The 16,425-nt window shown below is 71.7% G+C and carries 17 protein-coding genes; 8 read left to right on the top strand and 9 right to left on the bottom strand.

The window, feature by feature from the left end; genetic code table 11:
• The first annotated feature begins 218 nt into the window (after positions 1 to 218).
• The 4 genes from PV721_RS31535 to PV721_RS31550 all read left to right on the top strand — a co-directional run bounded on the left by PV721_RS31535 (position 219) and on the right by PV721_RS31550 (position 3,625).
• Positions 219 to 953, top strand: coding sequence for a GbsR/MarR family transcriptional regulator (locus PV721_RS31535; protein ID WP_319730327.1), 735 nt, complete (start codon positions 219 to 221; stop codon positions 951 to 953).
• Between the two features lie 185 nt (positions 954 to 1,138).
• Complete coding sequence (locus tag PV721_RS31540; protein WP_319730329.1) at positions 1,139 to 2,227, top strand: sn-glycerol-3-phosphate ABC transporter ATP-binding protein UgpC; 1,089 nt, start codon at positions 1,139 to 1,141, stop codon at positions 2,225 to 2,227.
• A 197-nt stretch (positions 2,228 to 2,424) separates the two neighbouring features.
• Positions 2,425 to 2,838, top strand: a complete 414-nt coding sequence (locus PV721_RS31545) for a hypothetical protein (protein WP_319730330.1) — start codon at positions 2,425 to 2,427, stop codon at positions 2,836 to 2,838.
• A 28-nt stretch (positions 2,839 to 2,866) separates the two neighbouring features.
• The gene (locus tag PV721_RS31550) at positions 2,867 to 3,625 is read left to right on the top strand and encodes a nucleotidyltransferase family protein (RefSeq protein WP_319730332.1); all 759 of its coding nucleotides are present in this window, start codon (positions 2,867 to 2,869) and stop codon (positions 3,623 to 3,625) included.
• Positions 3,626 to 3,749: 124 nt separating this feature from the next.
• On the opposite strand, the gene PV721_RS31555 is transcribed toward PV721_RS31550, so the two are convergent.
• From PV721_RS31555 to PV721_RS31580, 6 genes are all read right to left on the bottom strand, one after another.
• The gene (locus PV721_RS31555) at positions 3,750 to 5,279 is read right to left on the bottom strand and encodes a DoxX family membrane protein (protein ID WP_319730336.1); all 1,530 of its coding nucleotides are present in this window, start codon (positions 5,277 to 5,279) and stop codon (positions 3,750 to 3,752) included.
• A gap of 157 nt (positions 5,280 to 5,436) precedes the next feature.
• A complete protein-coding gene (rlmB, locus tag PV721_RS31560) occupies positions 5,437 to 6,408 on the bottom strand; it encodes a 23S rRNA (guanosine(2251)-2'-O)-methyltransferase RlmB (protein ID WP_319730337.1) in 972 nt (323 codons plus the stop codon).
• A gap of 95 nt (positions 6,409 to 6,503) precedes the next feature.
• Entirely contained in the window at positions 6,504 to 7,904 is a 1,401-nt protein-coding gene (cysS, locus tag PV721_RS31565) for a cysteine--tRNA ligase (protein WP_319730338.1), read from the bottom strand.
• A gap of 93 nt (positions 7,905 to 7,997) precedes the next feature.
• Complete coding sequence (gene ispF / locus PV721_RS31570; protein WP_319730340.1) at positions 7,998 to 8,501, bottom strand: 2-C-methyl-D-erythritol 2,4-cyclodiphosphate synthase; 504 nt, start codon at positions 8,499 to 8,501, stop codon at positions 7,998 to 8,000.
• On the bottom strand, positions 8,491 to 9,237 hold the full coding sequence (gene ispD, locus PV721_RS31575) for a 2-C-methyl-D-erythritol 4-phosphate cytidylyltransferase (RefSeq protein WP_319730343.1): 747 nt from the start codon (positions 9,235 to 9,237) through the stop codon (positions 8,491 to 8,493). Before ispD ends, ispF begins: the two co-directional genes overlap by 11 nt.
• Positions 9,238 to 9,517: 280 nt before the next feature.
• Positions 9,518 to 10,000, bottom strand: a complete 483-nt coding sequence (locus PV721_RS31580) for a CarD family transcriptional regulator (RefSeq protein ID WP_003953493.1) — start codon at positions 9,998 to 10,000, stop codon at positions 9,518 to 9,520.
• Between the two features lie 599 nt (positions 10,001 to 10,599).
• Here PV721_RS31580 and PV721_RS31585 point away from each other — a divergent pair.
• Complete coding sequence (locus PV721_RS31585) at positions 10,600 to 11,289, top strand: DUF461 domain-containing protein (protein WP_319730345.1); 690 nt, start codon at positions 10,600 to 10,602, stop codon at positions 11,287 to 11,289.
• Positions 11,290 to 11,570: 281 nt separating this feature from the next.
• Here the strand turns inward: PV721_RS31585 and PV721_RS31595 are convergent, their stop codons facing one another.
• Together PV721_RS31595 and PV721_RS31600 are read right to left on the bottom strand one after the other, a co-directional pair.
• The gene (locus PV721_RS31595) at positions 11,571 to 12,251 is read right to left on the bottom strand and encodes a response regulator transcription factor (protein ID WP_030387286.1); all 681 of its coding nucleotides are present in this window, start codon (positions 12,249 to 12,251) and stop codon (positions 11,571 to 11,573) included.
• Positions 12,252 to 12,292: 41 nt separating this feature from the next.
• Positions 12,293 to 13,492, bottom strand: coding sequence for a sensor histidine kinase (locus tag PV721_RS31600; RefSeq protein ID WP_319730349.1), 1,200 nt, complete (start codon positions 13,490 to 13,492; stop codon positions 12,293 to 12,295).
• Positions 13,493 to 13,708: 216 nt separating this feature from the next.
• Here PV721_RS31600 and phoU point away from each other — a divergent pair, with 216 nt between their 5' ends.
• The 3 genes from phoU to PV721_RS31615 all read left to right on the top strand — a co-directional run bounded on the left by phoU (position 13,709) and on the right by PV721_RS31615 (position 15,473).
• A complete protein-coding gene (gene phoU / locus PV721_RS31605; RefSeq protein ID WP_319730351.1) occupies positions 13,709 to 14,386 on the top strand; it encodes a phosphate signaling complex protein PhoU in 678 nt (225 codons plus the stop codon).
• Positions 14,387 to 14,494: 108 nt separating this feature from the next.
• Entirely contained in the window at positions 14,495 to 14,644 is a 150-nt protein-coding gene (locus tag PV721_RS31610) for a hypothetical protein (RefSeq protein ID WP_167344738.1), read from the top strand.
• A gap of 286 nt (positions 14,645 to 14,930) precedes the next feature.
• Entirely contained in the window at positions 14,931 to 15,473 is a 543-nt protein-coding gene (locus tag PV721_RS31615; RefSeq protein ID WP_319730357.1) for a DUF4262 domain-containing protein, read from the top strand.
• Positions 15,474 to 15,558: 85 nt separating this feature from the next.
• On the opposite strand, the gene PV721_RS31620 is transcribed toward PV721_RS31615, so the two are convergent.
• Positions 15,559 to 16,362, bottom strand: a complete 804-nt coding sequence (locus PV721_RS31620; protein ID WP_319730359.1) for an arylamine N-acetyltransferase family protein — start codon at positions 16,360 to 16,362, stop codon at positions 15,559 to 15,561.
• Positions 16,363 to 16,425: the final 63 nt, after the last annotated feature.

A 16,425-nucleotide genomic window follows, 5' to 3' on the forward strand; every position in this document is an offset into this window, starting at 1 on the left:
CACTCTCTCGGCCCGCCGTTTCTGATGAACGAAAAGCTACGTTGCATTCACAGATCCAGCAACGACTCCGTTGCGCATCAAAGACATCACTGCAGTTCAAACCCGGTAATTCATTGCAATGGATCTGATTTCAACGCAACAATCCACACCCATCACGTTGCAATGAATGAAGAGTGAACGCTATGCTCGACCCGCCACGAACCACGAAGGAGGCCGCCATGCCGGGAGGCAGACTCACCCAGCAGGAACGCCAGCAGATCGCGGTGGGGCTGGCCGACGACCTCGCCTACGCGGAGATCGCCAGACGCCTCGACCGGCCGACCTCGACGATCACGCGCGAGGTCATGCGCAACGGCGGCCCCGCCGCCTACCGCGCCGAACTGGCCCACCGCGCCACCGAACGCCGCGCCCACCGCCGCCGGCAGCCCGCGCCCCGGGGGACGCAGGCCCCCGAGCAGGCCCACGGACGCGACGCCGAGGCCGTGCGCGAGTACGAGGAGACGTTCACGACCCTCTTCACGCAGCAGGGCCTGCCCACGATGACGGCCCGGGTGCTGGCGTCCCTCTACACGACCGACGCGGGCAGCCTCACCGCGTCCGAACTCGTCCAGCGCCTCCAGGTCAGCCCGGCGTCCATCTCCAAGGCGGTCGCGTTCCTCGAAAGCCAGGGCCTCATCCGCCGGGAGCGCGACGAACGCCGCCGCGAGCGCTACGTCGTCGACGACGACGTCATGTACCAGTCGACGATCGCCGGCGCCCGGGCCAACGCCCTGCTCGCCGAGACCGCACGCCAGGGCGTCGCCATCCTCGGCCACGGCACCCCGGCCGCCGCCCGCCTGGAGAACATCGCCCGCTTCGTCGACTTCGTCTCCGAGAGCATCGCCCGCGCCGCGGACCAGGCCCGCGAAATCCTCCACACGAAACCGGAACCCACCCCGGGCGACCCCACCTGAGCCACCCCGAACGCCCCCCGAACCAACACGGACAGCCACCCGCTGACCACGTCCGCCCCCGGGTGCTGACAGACGGCGTTCGGGCAGGTAGCGTCGGGCGGAGTCCGGTGCTACTGGACTAGACCCATTCTTCCTTCCACTCGGATCGTCCGGCACGTTCCTGCCGGTAGAAGGGATTCATCACCATGGCTTCTGTCACTTTCGACAAGGCGACCCGGCTGTACCCCGGCGGCGACAAGCCCGCCGTCGACCAGCTGGAGCTGAAGATCGAGGACGGCGAGTTCCTCGTCCTCGTCGGTCCTTCCGGCTGCGGCAAGTCCACCTCGCTGCGCATGCTCGCCGGCCTGGAGGACGTCAACGGCGGTTCCATCCGCATCGGTGACCGTGACGTCACGCACCTGCCGCCCAAGGACCGGGACATCGCGATGGTGTTCCAGAACTACGCGCTCTACCCGCACATGTCCGTCGCCGACAACATGGGCTTCGCGCTCAAGATCGCCGGCGTGGACAAGGCCACCATCCGCAAGAAGGTGGAGGAGGCGGCCGACATCCTCGACCTGCGTCCCTACCTCGACCGCAAGCCCAAGGCGCTCTCCGGCGGTCAGCGCCAGCGCGTCGCGATGGGCCGCGCGATCGTGCGCCAGCCGCAGGTGTTCCTGATGGACGAGCCGCTGTCGAACCTGGACGCCAAGCTCCGCGTGTCGACCCGTACGCAGATCGCGGGCCTGCAGCGCCGCCTCGGCATCACCACCGTCTACGTCACCCACGACCAGGTCGAGGCGATGACGATGGGCGACCGCGTGGCCGTGCTGAAGGACGGCCTGCTGCAGCAGGTCGACACCCCGCGCAACATGTACGACCGTCCCGCGAACCTCTTCGTGGCCGGCTTCATCGGTTCCCCGGCCATGAACCTGGTCGAGGTCCCGATCACCGACGGCGGCGTGAAGTTCGGCGACAGCGTCGTCCCGGTGTCGCGCGAGGCGCTGTCCGCCGCGGCCGACGCCGGCGACCGCACCGTCACGGTCGGCGTGCGCCCCGAGCACTTCGACCTCGCCGAGACCGGCGGCCTGACCATCGACGTGAACGTCGTCGAGGAACTCGGCGCCGACGGCTACGTCTACGGCTCCACCCCGGGCGAGAAGGGTTCGCAGGACCTCGTGGTCCGCGTCAACGGCCGCCAGGTGCCCGAGAAGGGCTCCAGCCTGCACGTGGTGCCGCGGGCCGACGAGATCCACGTGTTCTCGACCTCCTCCGGTGAGCGGCTCTCGGGCTGACCCCGCACCCGGCAACAGCGCACGACCGGAGGGGCGTTCCGTCAAGGGGCGCCCCTCCTCCGCGTGTTGCCCAACTCCGGCAGACCGGGCCATTCGACCCTCTCCGTCAACCCGTAATTCGAAAAGCCACGTCGAACCATCCCTCGACAGGGTGACTGAATGTCGCCAAATCTTCACCGAGCGCTACTCTCGCCCTCGTGACCCACACTGCCCGCCGTATCGGCCGTTCCCTCGCCCTGGTCCTGCCCGTCGTCCTCGTCCTGTCCGGGACCCTCGCGGTCACCATGGTCCCCTGGGCGGACACGTCCTCCTCCCAGATCCTGACCGCCTCCGCCGAGGGCGTCTCCGCCCCGGCGAAGCCGCGCGCCGCGCACGAGGTGCTGCGCGAACAGCTCGTCGGTGATCTGCAGCAGGGCCAGGCGCCGGACGACGTCCTCACGCACCTCCAGCAGGAGGTGAACCGGCGGCCGTCGCTCGCCGAGCACTGCGTGGGGATCGCCCGGGCGCTGGGGCGGGCCGCCGTCGACGCGTACGGCCCGACGAAGGCCCAGTCCTTCGCCCGTCCCGTCTGCGACACCTCGTACGCCTCCGGCGTCGCCTCCATGGGCTGACGCACCGCGCGTCCCTACGCTGGCGGCCATGACCGACGACCCCCGATCCGCCCCCTCCGCAGCCGCGTTCCCCGCCGCTCCCACCCAGGCAGTCGTCCTGGCGGGCGGCCAGGGTTCGCGGCTGCGTCCGTACACGGACGACCGCCCCAAGCCGATGGTCGAGATCCCTGGGACGGGGGTGCCGATCATCGGGCACCAGCTGGCCTGGCTGGCGGCGGAGGGGGTCACGGACGCGGTGGTCTCCTGCGGGCACCTCGCCGGGGTGCTCCAGGAGTGGCTGGCCGAGGCCCGGTTGCCGCTCCGCGTGACCACGGTGGTCGAGGAGGAGCCGCTGGGGCGCGGCGGCGGCCTCAAGTACGCCGCACGGCACCTCCCGCACCCGGACCGGGCCTGGTACGCGACCAACGGCGACATCTGGACCCGGTTCTCGCTGCGCGAGATGGCGGCCTTCCACGCCGAACGCGGTGCGGTGGCGACGCTGGCGCTGGCCCGGCCGCGGATCCCGTGGGGGGTGGTGGAGACCAACGAGTTCGGACACGTACTGGACTTCATCGAGGCTCCGCCGTCGCCGTACCCGGTCAATGCCGGCGTGTACGTCTTCGGGCCCGAATTCGCCTCCCTGCTCCCGGACTTCGGGGACCACGAGCGGACCACCTTCCCGCGGCTGGCGCGCGAGCGGCGGCTGGCGGGCTTCCCGCTGCCCCAGGGGGCCTACTGGCGGGCCATCGACACCGTGAAGGACCTGACCGAGGCGGCACGGGAGTTGGCGGCGCAGACGGGCTCCTGAGGCCGCTCACGAGTCGCCGCGCACACCCGCCTACGGTGCTTCGCGCGCTCGGCGCACGCGGAAGGGCCCGGCACGCTCGCGCGCGCCGGGCCCCGGTCGTCGTACCGATCCCCGTCGGCGGGGCTCAGCCGATGAGACCGCCGATGAGGCCGGGCTGCTTCGTCGGAGTCCCGCCCCCGCCGGTCGAGCTGCCCGAGGAGGACGGCTGCCGGGGCGACGTCGACTGGCGGGGAGTGCTGCGCGGGGTCTGCTGCCTGCCGGTGGTGCCCCGCGTCGCGGTGGGCGACTGGGAGCCCGTCCCGGCGGTCTCCCGGGCGGGTGAGCCCGAGGCGCCCTTGCCGGACTTCGCGGCGGGCTCGGTGGGAGTGGCGGAGGCCGAGGGGGTCCCCGCCTTGGCCGTCGGCTGCGCGGAGGGCTGCTGCCTGGCCGGGGCCTGCGGCAGCGGCCGGCCCGGCAGGTAGTTGCTCGGGGCCTGCCCGGGCCCGGGGACGGTGACGACCGTGGTGGAGCGGACGGCGCCGCCGAGGAGCGAACCGACGAGCAGGGTGAGCCCGCACACCACGGTGGCCATGACGGCCCCGCGGCGCAGCACGCGCCGCCGCAGCCGCCAGATCTCGGAACGCGGCCCCAGGGTGCGCCACGCCTCGCCGGCGAGGCGTCCGTCGAGGGAGTAGACCGGAGCGCCCGCGATGATCAGCGGGCTCCAGGCGGCGAGGTAGATGATGTCGGGCGCGTCGTAGGCGGGGACGGTCTTCCAGCTCACCGTCATCAGCAGCGCGGCGGACAGGAGCGCCCCGAAGCAGGCGGCGAACCGCTGCCACAGGCCGAACACCGTCAGCACGCCCACGATGACCTGGAGGAAGGCCACGCTCAGGCCCGCGCCCACCGGGTGCGCGAGGGCGAAGTCGCGCAGCGGCTCGGCGAGCGCCCACGGGTTGAGGGTGTGCAGCCAGGTGACCATGGAGCCGCGTTCGCCGCCGTCGAAGTAGACGGGGTCGCACAGCTTGCCCATGCCGGCGTAGATGGAGATGAAGCCGAGGAAGACACGCAGCGGGAGGAGGACGACCCCGAGGTTCATGCGGCGGCCGGGGTAGTACGACGCCTGTCCGCGGGAATCGGGGGCGGCGCGCCGGGAGTCCGGCCCGGGTCCGGAGCCGGGCGGCTCCTGGCGGGGCAGGTCCCGTACGGCGGCCAGCGGGCGCGTCTCGGCGGGGTCCCCGTAGCTGCGCTGGCCGATGACGGTCGGCGTGGCGCGGGTGCCCTCGGCGAGGTCGTGGGCGAGGTCGATGCGCGGGATGACCTGGGTGGCTCCGCCGTCGTACTCGCCTCCGTCGTAGGCGTCGCGGCCGCGCCCGGCCTCGCGTACGGCCTGGAGCAGTCCGCCCATGGCCGCGGCGTCGCCGGCGTCGGACTTGCCGCTCCAGACCACGGGGGCGCGGCGCCGGGTGGCCCCGGCGGCCGCCACGACGGCACCGCCCAGGACGGGTGCACGGCCGGGGGCCTTGGCGGGCTTGGAACGCGCGCTCGGGCTCGGTGCGAGCCGCACGCGGAAGCTGGCGTGGTTGACGATGACCTGTGCGGGATCGCACGGCACCTTGACCATGCTCAGCGCGGGCTGGTCGTCGAACCCTGACGTTCTGGTGTCCACACTCATCTAACCGAGTGATCAGTGTTTAGGACACTGCCTTGACGACAGGGATGTGTCCGAGACCCGTCAAGATCAAGCCACCCCGCCCGAAACGGGCGGGGTGACACGCTCACGGGTCACTTTCCGTGAGCCAAGTGGATCAAGGGAGCGGGGCTCCGGGTGATCAGACGCGGCCGCGGTCCGCGCGGCGGCGGGCCGCCTCGTAGAGCACGACGCCCGCGGCGACACCGGCGTTGAGGGACTCGGCGCCGCCCGGCATCGGGATGCGCACGAGGTAGTCGCAGTTCTCGCCGACGAGGCGGCCGAGGCCCTTGCCCTCGGAACCGACGACGATGACGACCGGGCCGGCGAGCGCGTCGAGGTCGTTGACCGTGTGCTCGCCCTCGGCCGCGAGGCCGACGATGGTGAGGCCGGCCTTCTTGTAGTCCTGGAGGGCGCGGGTCAGGTTCGTGACGCGGGAGACCGGGGTGCGGGCGGCGGTGCCCGCGGAGGTCTTCCAGGCACCGGCGGTCATGCCGGCGGCGCGGCGCTCGGGGATGACCACGCCGTGGCCGCCGAAGGCGGAGACGGAGCGGACGATCGCACCGAGGTTGCGCGGGTCGGTGACGCCGTCGAGGGCGACGATCAGCGGGTCGTCGCCGTCGTCGAAGGCGGCGGCGGTGAGGTCCTCCGGGTGCGCGTACTCGTACGGCGGGACCTGGAGCACCATGCCCTGGTGGTTGAGCCCGTTGGTCATGCGGTCGAGCTCGGGGCGCGGGGCTTCCATCAGGTTGATGTTGCCGCGCTCGGCGGCGAGCTGGAGGGCCTCGCGGACGCGCTCGTCGTTGTCGATGAACTGCTGGACGTAGAGGGTGGTGGCGGGGACGCCGTCGCGCAGCGCCTCGAAGACCGGGTTGCGGCCGACGACCATCTCGCTGGTGCCCTTGGGGCCGCCGCGGCGGGGGGCGGGGCGGCGCTTGGCGGCCTGGCGGGCCATGGCGTTGCTGATGCGGTTCGCCTTGTGCTTCTTGCGGTCCTCGGCCTTGGGCGTGGGGCCCTTGCCCTCCAGGCCCTTGCGCCGCTGGCCACCGCTGCCGACCGTGGCGCCCTTCTTGTTGGACGTGCGGCGGTTCCTGCGCTGGCTGTTCCCGGCCATGACCTCTACCTGTTTTCGTTGGTACTGCGATATGTACGTATGAAGAGTGTGCCGCCCGGAGCGCCGGGCAGCACACCAAGCTCAGCTGCCCGGGCTCAGCGGGGGCCGAGCGTCCAGCGCGGGCCCGTCGGGCTGTCCTCGATCACCAGGCCGGACTGCTGGAGCTGGTCGCGGATGGCGTCGGCGGTCGCCCAGTCCTTGCGGGCCCGGGCGGACTCGCGCTGGTCGAGGACGAGGCGCACGAGGGTGTCGACGGCGCCGTGGAGGTCCTCTCCGCGGTCGGCCTCGCCGGCCCAGTGCGGGTCGAGCGGGTCCAGACCGAGGACGGCCAGCATGGCCCGCACCTCGGACAGGCGCGCGATGGCCGCGTCCTTGTCGTCGGCGGCGAGCGCGCTGTTGCCCTGGCGGACGGTCGTGTGGACGATGGCGAGCGCCTGCGGGACGCCCAGGTCGTCGTCCATGGCCTCGGCGAAGGCGGGCGGGACCTCGCCCGCGGGCTCGACGGGGCCGCCGGCCTTCTCGATGACCCGCTGGTAGAAGCCCTCGATCCGGGCGAAGGCCGACTCGGCCTCGCGCAGTGCCTCCTCGCTGTACTCGATCATCGACCGGTAGTGCGGGGTGCCGAGGTAGTAGCGCAGGACGATCGGGCGCCACTGCTTGACCATCTCGGAGACGAGGACCGAGTTCCCGAGGGACTTGGACATCTTCTCGCCGGACATGGTGACCCAGGCGTTGTGGACCCAGTAGTTCGCGAACTCGTCGCCGAAGGCCTTGGCCTGCGCGATCTCGTTCTCGTGGTGCGGGAAGATCAGGTCCAGCCCGCCGCCGTGGATGTCGAAGGCCTCGCCGAGGTACTTGTGCGCCATGGCGGAGCACTCCAGGTGCCAGCCCGGGCGGCCGCGGCCCCACGGGGTCTCCCAGGAGGGCTCGCCGGGCTTGACGGACTTCCACATGGCGAAGTCGCGGGCGTCGCGCTTGCCGGTCTCGCCGGTGCTCTCCGGCTGGCGGATGTTGTCCAGCTCCTGGCGGGAGAGCGCGAGGTAGTCGGGGTACGACTTCACGTCGAAGTAGACGTTGCCCTCGGACTCGTAGGCGTGGCCGCGCTCGATGAGGCCGCGCATCATCTCGACCATCTCGGTGACGTGGCCGGTGGCGCGCGGCTCGTAGGTCGGCGGGAGGCAGCCGAGGGCGCCGTAGCCGTCGTTGAAGGCGCGCTCGTTCTCGTAGCCGATGGACCACCACGGGCGGCGCTGCTCGGCGGACTTCGCGATGATCTTGTCGTCGATGTCCGTGACGTTGCGGATGAAGGTGACCTCGTAGCCCCGGTACTCGAACCAGCGGCGCATCATGTCGAAGTTGAGGCCCGACCGGATGTGCCCGATGTGCGGGGCGGCCTGCACCGTGGCGCCACAGAGGTAGATCGAGACACAGCCCGCGGTGAGCGGGGTGAAGTCGCGGATCTGCCGGGCGCTGGTGTCGTACAGGCGAATAGTCACGGCATCCAGGGTAGTGCGCCTGTAGCAGTGCCCCGCGCCCTTTGGGGACCCGGGGCACCTTTGTTGCGGAAGATGTGCCGTCGCTACGGGTGTTCAGGCCCGGTTCGTCCGGTACACGAGGGCCGTGGCGATCGCGGCGAGCCCTTCGGCCCGGCCGGTGAGGCCCAGGCCGTCGGTGGTGGTGCCGGATACGGAGACGGGGGCGCCGGCCGCGGCGGCGAGCGCCTTCTGCGCCTCTTCGCGCCGTTTGCCGATCTTCGGGCGTACGCCGATCACCTGGATGGCGATGTTGCCGATCTCGAAGCCCTCGGCGCGGACGATCCGGGCGGCCTCCGCCAGGAGGGTGACACCGGCGGCGCCGGACCACTCAGGGCGGGAGGTGCCGAAGTGTGCGCCGAGGTCGCCGACGCCGGCGGCGGAGAAGAGGGCGTCGCAGGCGGCGTGCGCGGCGACGTCGCCGTCGGAGTGGCCGGCGAGGCCGTCCTCGCCCTCCCACAGCAGGCCGGCGCACCACAGCTCGCGGCCGGCCTCGAAGGCGTGCACGTCGGTGCCGATGCCGACGAGCGGGATCAGCGGAGCGGTCGGCTCAGTAGGCATCGGTGGCCCTCCTGCGGGCGAGTACGGCCTCTGCGAGGACCAGGTCGAGCGGGCGGGTGACCTTGAAGGCCTCCTCGTGGCCGGGGATGACCACGACGGTGACGCCGAGCCGTTCCACCATGCCGGCGTCGTCGGTGGCGCCCTCGCCGTCGACGGCGATCGCGGCGTGCGCCCGCAGGAGGGTGGCGAGGTCGAAGCCCTGCGGGGTCTGCACGGCGCGCAGCCGGGCCCTCTCGGGCGTGGCGAGGACCGGCTCGGCCTCGCCGGGCTTGCCGGGCTCGACCTCCTTGACGGTGTCGGCCAGCGGCAGCGCGGGCACCACGGCCGGGGCTCCGTCCCGTACGGCCTCGACGACGGCGTCCACGGTGTCCACGGGGACGAGCGGGCGGGCCGCGTCGTGGATGAGTACGGAGGTGACGTCCTGCGGCAGGGCGTCCAGGCCGGCGCGAACGGACTCCTGGCGGGTGTCGCCGCCGGGGACGACGAGGAGCTCGGTCCGCTCGGGCAGCGCGTGCTCGCCCAGGAGGAGGCGCACCTCGGCGGTCTCGGCGGGCGGGGCGACCACCACGACGAGGGAGACCGCGCGGGAGCGGGCCATCGCGCGTACGGCGTGGACGAGCATCGGGGTGCCGCCGAGGGCCCGCAGGGCCTTGGGGGCACCGGGGCCGAGGCGTACCCCGCGGCCTGCGGCCGGGATCACCGCGGCGGTGCGGTGGGGGCGCGTTACGTCAGACATCAGTAGCTCCGAGCCAGGTTTGTGACTTCGGCCGACATGGGTATGGCCTGAAGGGTGCCGGGTGCGACGCCCTCGCCCCTTCCGTGACGACCGGTCGAGCAGGCTGCCCGGGCCCGGCACGCCATCGAGACGGTGGCAGTGTGGTAGTGCAGAAGAGTACGGATACGTGCGGATACAGACATGCCGCAGCGCCCGGCAACAGGTCTCTCGTGGAGGAGAGACGTTGTCATCGGGCACCGCGGCAGACTGTGCACAGAGTCTGTGCACGGGATGCCTCGCGTCAGGACGCGAGCACCTCGTCGAGGAGGGCCTCGGCCTTGTCCTCGTTCGTGTTCTCAGCGAGCGCGAGCTCGCTCACCAGGATCTGGCGTGCCTTCGCGAGCATGCGCTTCTCACCCGCGGAGAGTCCGCGCTCGCGCTCACGACGCCACAGGTCACGCACCACTTCGGCGACCTTGATGACATCGCCAGAAGCGAGCTTCTCCAGATTTGCCTTGTAGCGCCGGGACCAGTTCGTCGGCTCTTCTGCATACGGTGCGCGGAGCACCTCGAAGACCCGGTCCAGCCCGTCCTGGCCGACTACGTCGCGAACGCCGACGAACTCTGCATTGTCCGCAGGCACACGAACCGTCAGGTCGCCCTGGGCGACCTTGAGCACCAAGTAGGTCTTGTCCACGCCTTTGATCTGACGAGTCTCAATGGCCTCGATCAGCGCGGCCCCGTGATGGGGATAGACCACGGTGTCGCCAACCTTGAACGTCATGTGACAGGTACCCCTTCCGTGGCTATCCAGGGTAACACGAGAACTGACTGTTATGAATGGCGTTTTCGCAGGTCAGGGCACATCTCGGGGCTTGACAACAGCAACAGGAACGTGCTGCGGAAGGCTTGCGGAAGGGGGTATTCGCAGGTCGGGGGTGCTGCGCGGACCGGGCGAAAGGGCCACGCTACACCTGCCCGGCACCCCCATCAGTGTGACGTACGTCCCGTTTTGCCGGTTTCGGAGTCGGGAAACCGAACTACTCCGTTCGACTGGCGGCCCTCCGTACGGAGCGGGTTCCGGCCCAATCCCGAATTGATCACGAAGGGCGTTCGGCAGAATCCGGAAATTGATCAACGGGGGCCGGAGCACGATATGCGAGCCGCACATGATCGGCGAGGTGAACGCGAAGGCGAACGCCACCGGAATGCAAGATCGCGGGGGGCCTCCCAGGGTGGCGGCCCCGCTGCGGAGGGTCGGGTGCGGGGGCGGGGCGGCGGCTCGGTAACCTAAGCGCGCTGACACACCCTTAGAGCGGCTTCACCTCGGCCGTTCCGAGCGTCCACCCGCCCCTTCCGTTCGTCCAAGGAGTTGCCGCCGCCGTGAGCCGCAGCCTTCGACGCGGCGCCCTCGCCGCCACTGCCGTCGTGTTCTCGATCGCCTCGCTGGCCGCATGCGGTGCGGGCAACGACGCGCAGACCCTCCAGATCAAGCCGGACAACGCCGCCGCCACCAAGGGCCAGATCGAGGTCCAGAACGCCCTCGTGATCACCCAGGGCCAGAAGGGCGAGAAGGGCCCCGCGGTCGTTTCGGCGACGCTCTTCAACAACGGCACCAAGGCGGAGACCCTTGACAGCATCACCCTCCCGGGTGGCAAGGGCAAGGTCGCGCTGAAGCCGGCCGAAGGCTCCGGCAAGGTCACCGTGCCGGCCCTCGGCTCCGTGGTGATCGGCGGCAAGGGCAACGCCTCCGCCGTGATCGAGAACGGTTCGGCGGCCGTCCGGGACGGCGAAGTGCAGAAGGTCGTCTTCCAGCTGAGCAGCACGGGCGGTGTCGAGCTGGAGGCCTTCGTGGTCCCCAACACCGGCATGTACGCGGGCTTCGGCCCGACCGCGGCCCCGGCCGCCAGCCCGGCCGCCGGCTCCACCCCCTCCGGCGCCCCCTCCGGCTCGCCGTCGGGCTCCCCGTCGGGCGCGGCCACCGGTGCGGCCTCGGGCAGCCCGTCCGGGTCCCCCTCGGGCAGCGCCGCCGGCGCGCCGTCGGGTTCTGCCTCGCACGGCGCGGGCCACTGAGCCCGAGGTCGGCGTAGCGCCGTACACGTACGCATACGGGAAGGGCCCCCATCCGCACCAGCGGCTGGGGGCCCTTCCCGTACTGCCGGGAGGCCTTCGGTTCACGGCTCGAACGTGTAGCCGAGGCCGCGCACCGTCACCAGGTAGCGCGGCGCGCCCGGGTCGGGCTCGAGCCCCTCCCGCGTGCGCCCCTCACACGGCGAGGCCCAAGGGGGACTCACCGGCTTCGGGACGCTGTGCCGGCCTCCGACCGGCCTCCGTACTGCAGGACCGCCCTCGGCTTACGGCTCGAACTTGTAGCCGAGGCCGCGCACCGTCACCAGGTAGCGCGGCGCGCCCGGGTCGGGCTCGATCTTGGCTCGGAGGCGCTTGACGTGGACGTCGAGGGTCTTGGTGTCACCGACGTAGTCGGCGCCCCAGACCCGGTCGATCAGCTGCATGCGGGTCAGTACGCGGCCCGCGTTGCGCAGCAGCATCTCCAGCAGGTCGAACTCCTTCAGCGGGAGGTCCACCTTGCCGCCGGCGACGGTGACCACGTGGCGGTCGACGTCCATCCGTACGGGACCCGCCTCCAGCGCCGCCGGGGTGACCTCCTCCGGCTCGCCGCGCCGGCGCAGGACCGCGCGGATGCGGGCGACCAGCTCCCGCGAGGAGAAGGGCTTGGTGACGTAGTCGTCTGCTCCTATCTCCAGCCCGACGACCTTGTCGATCTCGCTGTCCTTGGCGGTCACCATGATCACGGGAACGTTGGAGCGGCCGCGCAGCTGCCGGCAGACCTCCGTGCCGGGCAGGCCGGGAAGCATCAGGTCGAGGAGGACGAGGTCGGCGCCGTTGCGCTCGAACTCGTCCAGCCCGTCGGGCCCGGTCGCGGCGATGGCGACCTCGAAGCCCTCCTTGCGGAGCATGTACGACAGGGCGTCGCTGAAGGATTCCTCATCCTCGACGACGAGCACTCGGGTCACGGAAGGACCTCCGGGGCAGGAATGGCTGGTGCGGTTCTGGGTCAGGCAGGGGTGGGGTGGGTGTGGGGGGCCGCCGCCGGGGCCGGCGCGGCTGCTTCGGGGAGCCGCAGGGTGAAGGTGGAACCCTGGCCCTCCGAGCTCCAGACCGCCACCTCCCCGCCGTGCGAGGCCGCCACGTGCTTCACGATCGCAAGGCCGAGGCCCGTTCCTCCCGTGGCACGGGAGCGGGCCGGGTCCACGCGGTAGAAGCGCTCGAAGATGCGCTCGCGGTCCTTTTCCGGGATGCCGATGCCCTGGTCGGTCACGGCGATCTCGATCAAGTCTCCCCCGGGTGCCGCCACCCTGCGTCCGGCTATGCCGACGCGGGTGCGGGCGGGGCTGTAGTTGACGGCGTTCTCGACCAGGTTTCCGAGGGCGGCCGCGAGCTGTCCGCGGTTGCCCCAGACGCGCAGGTCGGCGGTGCCGCCCGCGGCCATGGTGATCTGCTTCGAGGACGCGGTGTGGCGGCAGCGGTCGATGGCCTCGGCGACGAGCGTGTCCACGCGCACGGGCTCGGCGTCCTCCAGCGGGTCGTCGTTCTGCACCCGGGAGAGGTCGATGAGCTCCTGCACGAGATTGATCAGCCGGGTGGCCTCGATCTGCATGCGGCCGGCGAAGCGGCTGACCGCCTCGGGGTCGTCCGCGGCGTCCATGACGGCCTCGGACAGCAGCGAGATCGCCCCGACCGGGGTCTTCAGCTCGTGCGACACGTTGGCCACGAAGTCGCGGCGTACGGCCTCGATGCGGCGGGCCTCCGTGAGGTCCTCGACCAGGAGGAGCACCAGCCGGGAGCCGAGCGGGGCGACGCGCGCCGAGACCGCGAGGGCCTCGCCGCGGCCGGTGCCGCGCCGGGGCAGGTCCAGCTCCACCTGGCGTATCTCCCCGTCGCGCCGGGTGTCACGGGCCATGTGGAGCATGGGCTCGACGGCGAGCTTGCCGCCGCGGACCAGGCCGAGGGCGTACGCCGCCGAGCTGGCCTTGACCACCGCGTCGCCCTCGTCCAGTACGACGGCGGAGGAGCGCAGCACGGAGAGGACGGTGTCCACGCCGGGCGGGAGCACCGCATTGATGTCGGGGCGCATGGAGCTCCGGGTGGGGCGGGCCTGGTCGCGCTCGCTCCAGCGGAACGCCAGCATCGCGATCACACCGGTGCAAAGACCGGCGATCGCTGCAGCTGCGGCGACCGCCGCGTTCACGTCCATGGATCCAGGTTAAGCAGGCCCGACAACACTTCCACAGCCGTTCGGGTGGCACCTCGAACAGTCGTCGCCCAGAGTTCACCCTGGCGACGGGGTTGATTCACTTGTGATGCCGGAGTCGGACGCGTTTGCGGCTCACGGTGTCAACGTGGGGCCGAAGGCCGCCCCGGCCCGCCCCGGGCAGTACTGCAGTAGTAGGTCGAGAGAGGGACACGAGACATGCGCGACGCGTACCACGAGGAACTGGACTCGATCGGAGAAAGCCTGGTCGAGATGGCCCGGCTCGTCGGTTCCGCGATCGGGCGGGCCACGACGTCCATGCTCGACGCCGACCTGAAGCTCGCCGAGAGCGTCATCGCCGCCGACCAGAAGGTCGACGACCTCCAGCACGACCTGGAAGCCCGCGCCATCGCCCTGCTGGCCCGCCAGCAGCCGGTCGCCACCGACCTGCGCATCGTCGTCACCTCGCTGCGCATGAGCGCCGACCTGGAGCGCAGCGGCGACCTGGCCCAGCACGTGGCGAAGCTCGCCCGGCTGCGCTTCCCGGACACGGCGGTCCCGCGGGACCTGCACGCCACCATCCTGGAGATGGGTCAGCTGGCGCAGCGCCTGATGGCGAAGGCGGCCGAGGTGATCATCACGAAGGACGTCGACCTCGCCCTCCAGCTGGAGACGGACGACGACGAGATGGACCAGCTGCACCGCACGCTGTTCCAGCACCTGATGGACGACCGCTGGAAGCACGGCATCGAGACGGCGGTGGACGTGACGCTGCTGGGCCGCTACTACGAGCGTTTCGCGGACCACGCGGTGTCGGTGGCCAAGCGCGTCGTCTACCTGGTGACGGGTGAGCACGCGGACGACCTCCAGCAGCCGACCCAGATCGACGGCGTCTGACACCCGGGGCGCGCCGAGCCCCAATGCGCCGTTGACGCGCCGGTGGCCCTGGGCATGAATGAGGCGAAGGCAGTACGACTCCCTGTACACCGCCTGCGAGGAGGAACCATGCCCGATTCCCCCGTCCCCATCACCCCGGAGCAGGAGCAGCCGCCGAGGCCGGAGCCGCTGCGCCTCCCGCTGCTCGCAGCGTGCGGCTGCGGCTCGGGCTGCGGCTGCGGCTGCCAGTCCGGCGCCCCGTGCCAGTGCGGCGGCTGACCGCAGCCGTCACCGGCTCGACGCACGCGAAGGGCCCCGTCCGAGTTCTCTCGGCCGGGGCCCTTCGTAGTGCTTCGTACGTGTCCGCAGGGCACGCCGACGGCGAGGGCCGGTCCACGGAAAACGGGGGCGGCATCCGCCGGTGGAGCTGCCGACCGGACAACGACGACGACGAGAAGTGGCGGTATTCCCCCGCCGGCCAGGACCCGCGGTCACGAGGCGGCGCCCGCCCCGGACAGCGCACGCCTGCCGGGCGGCGCGCGCGGGCCGCGACTACGCTCCTCGGGTGAGCGACTTCCCCTGTTTCTGCCTCATCTGCGCCCCGACCGAGTTCGGCGGGCCCCCGTCGGAGCAGCGGGACGCCCGCACGACGAAGAACGTCGCGGACTACGGCTGGCACGTCATGGGCGTGGCAGGCGGTGACTCCCCCGGCGACTGGGCCTACTCCATCGGCCTGTGGCACACCCTGCGCAGCCCCGAGGTGAGCGTGTTCGGCCTGCCCTCCGACACCGCGATGCGCGTGGCGAACGCGGCGGGGGCGGCGATCCGGGGCGGCAACCCGCTCGGGCCTGACCAGCGCCGGGACGACGTCCTCGACGGCTACGACGTGATCGTCCGGCCCGTGCACCCCAGCTGGTACTACGACTTCTTCGGCGCGGGCATCGACTTCTACCAGACCCCGCCCCTGCCCATCACCCAGCTGTTCTGGCCGGACAAGGACGGCCGCTTCCCCTGGGAAGAGGGGGCCGGCGCGCACTGCCGCACGAGCCAGCCCCTGCTCTGGATCCCGAAGGAGGAGAGCGCCGGGCCGTGGACCGAGGTCGCCTGAGGCCGTCGGAGCCGGCACGCACGGGTCCGGCCCGTGGGCGCCGCCGTCCGGCGGCCTGGGCGCCCCGGGCTCGCGGCCGGTCGGCTCAGGGCCGGGGGTGCAGCGGCACGGGCAGCCGGTCGAGCACGATGCCGAACCGGGTGCGGTAGGCGGCGCGCACCTCCTCGTCGGTCGCCAGCTCCTCCTCCGTACGGTCGCCGTCCGCCGAGGTGGTGATGAGGGTGTGGTCCCGCAGGGTGATCCGGCCGCCGTCCCCGGTGAGCCGGGAGCAGACGGGGCCCTTGGTGAAGCCGGACTCCGGACTGGTGCGGTGCCACCAGGCGCCGGTCCGGAAGTCGGCGAGCCCGCGGGGGCGGGTCTCCAGCCGGTACACGGGCACCCCGTCGTGCAGCACCTCGAGGTCGCCGCCGCCCTCCCCGTCGCGCCGGGCGGGCCGCACGAGGAACACCCCGGCCGGATCCTTCTGCTCCCCCGGCTCGTCCAGGTCGAGCGGGTGTGCGGTGTGGTCGCCGAAGCCCACGTCGGCGAGCCAGCGCCCGTCGACGCGCAGCGCGAGGTGGTCGTAGGGGACGCCCGGCGCGCCGTCCTTGCCGTACACCCGGGCCTGGAGCAGTTCCACCCGGTGGCCGAGAGCGCCCAGCAACTCGGCGAACCCGGCGTTCAGTTCGTAGCAGATGCCACCGCGCCCGGCGGTCACGATCTTGTCGAAGACGGCGTCCCGGGTGAGCACGAGGTTCTCGCCCAGGTGGATCGACAGGTTCTCGAACGGCACGGCGCGCAGGTGGCACAGGTGCAGCTCGCGCAACGAGGCGGCCGTGGGCCGGGCGGGGCGCGCCGCGCCCAGGCGGCGCAGGTAGGCGTCGGTACGGGCGGTGCCGAGGGGTTCCATGGCCGCCACTCTTCCGACCGCCCGCCCACCACGCCATGCGCCATTGGACCTAGGCCCCACGGC

The organism is Streptomyces sp. MB09-01 (genome assembly GCF_033794505.1).
In the GTDB taxonomy this organism is placed as follows: domain Bacteria; phylum Actinomycetota; class Actinomycetes; order Streptomycetales; family Streptomycetaceae; genus Streptomyces.

What these genes read in the sequence shown, in the direction of transcription:
- PV721_RS31535 (WP_319730327.1), top strand. Translation starts at nt 219, where the DNA reads ATGCCGGGAGGCAGACTCACCCAGCAGGAACGCCAGCAGATCGCGGTG.
- PV721_RS31540 (WP_319730329.1), top strand. Translation starts at nt 1,139, where the DNA reads ATGGCTTCTGTCACTTTCGACAAGGCGACCCGGCTGTACCCCGGCGGC.
- PV721_RS31550 (WP_319730332.1), top strand. Translation starts at nt 2,867, where the DNA reads ATGACCGACGACCCCCGATCCGCCCCCTCCGCAGCCGCGTTCCCCGCC.
- PV721_RS31555 (WP_319730336.1), bottom strand. Translation starts at nt 5,279, where the DNA reads ATGAGTGTGGACACCAGAACGTCAGGGTTCGACGACCAGCCCGCGCTG.
- rlmB (WP_319730337.1), bottom strand. Translation starts at nt 6,408, where the DNA reads ATGGCCGGGAACAGCCAGCGCAGGAACCGCCGCACGTCCAACAAGAAG.
- ispF (WP_319730340.1), bottom strand. Translation starts at nt 8,501, where the DNA reads ATGCCTACTGAGCCGACCGCTCCGCTGATCCCGCTCGTCGGCATCGGC.
- ispD (WP_319730343.1), bottom strand. Translation starts at nt 9,237, where the DNA reads ATGTCTGACGTAACGCGCCCCCACCGCACCGCCGCGGTGATCCCGGCC.
- PV721_RS31580 (WP_003953493.1), bottom strand. Translation starts at nt 10,000, where the DNA reads ATGACGTTCAAGGTTGGCGACACCGTGGTCTATCCCCATCACGGGGCC.
- PV721_RS31600 (WP_319730349.1), bottom strand. Translation starts at nt 13,492, where the DNA reads ATGGACGTGAACGCGGCGGTCGCCGCAGCTGCAGCGATCGCCGGTCTT.
- phoU (WP_319730351.1), top strand. Translation starts at nt 13,709, where the DNA reads ATGCGCGACGCGTACCACGAGGAACTGGACTCGATCGGAGAAAGCCTG.
- PV721_RS31610 (WP_167344738.1), top strand. Translation starts at nt 14,495, where the DNA reads ATGCCCGATTCCCCCGTCCCCATCACCCCGGAGCAGGAGCAGCCGCCG.
- PV721_RS31620 (WP_319730359.1), bottom strand. Translation starts at nt 16,362, where the DNA reads ATGGAACCCCTCGGCACCGCCCGTACCGACGCCTACCTGCGCCGCCTG.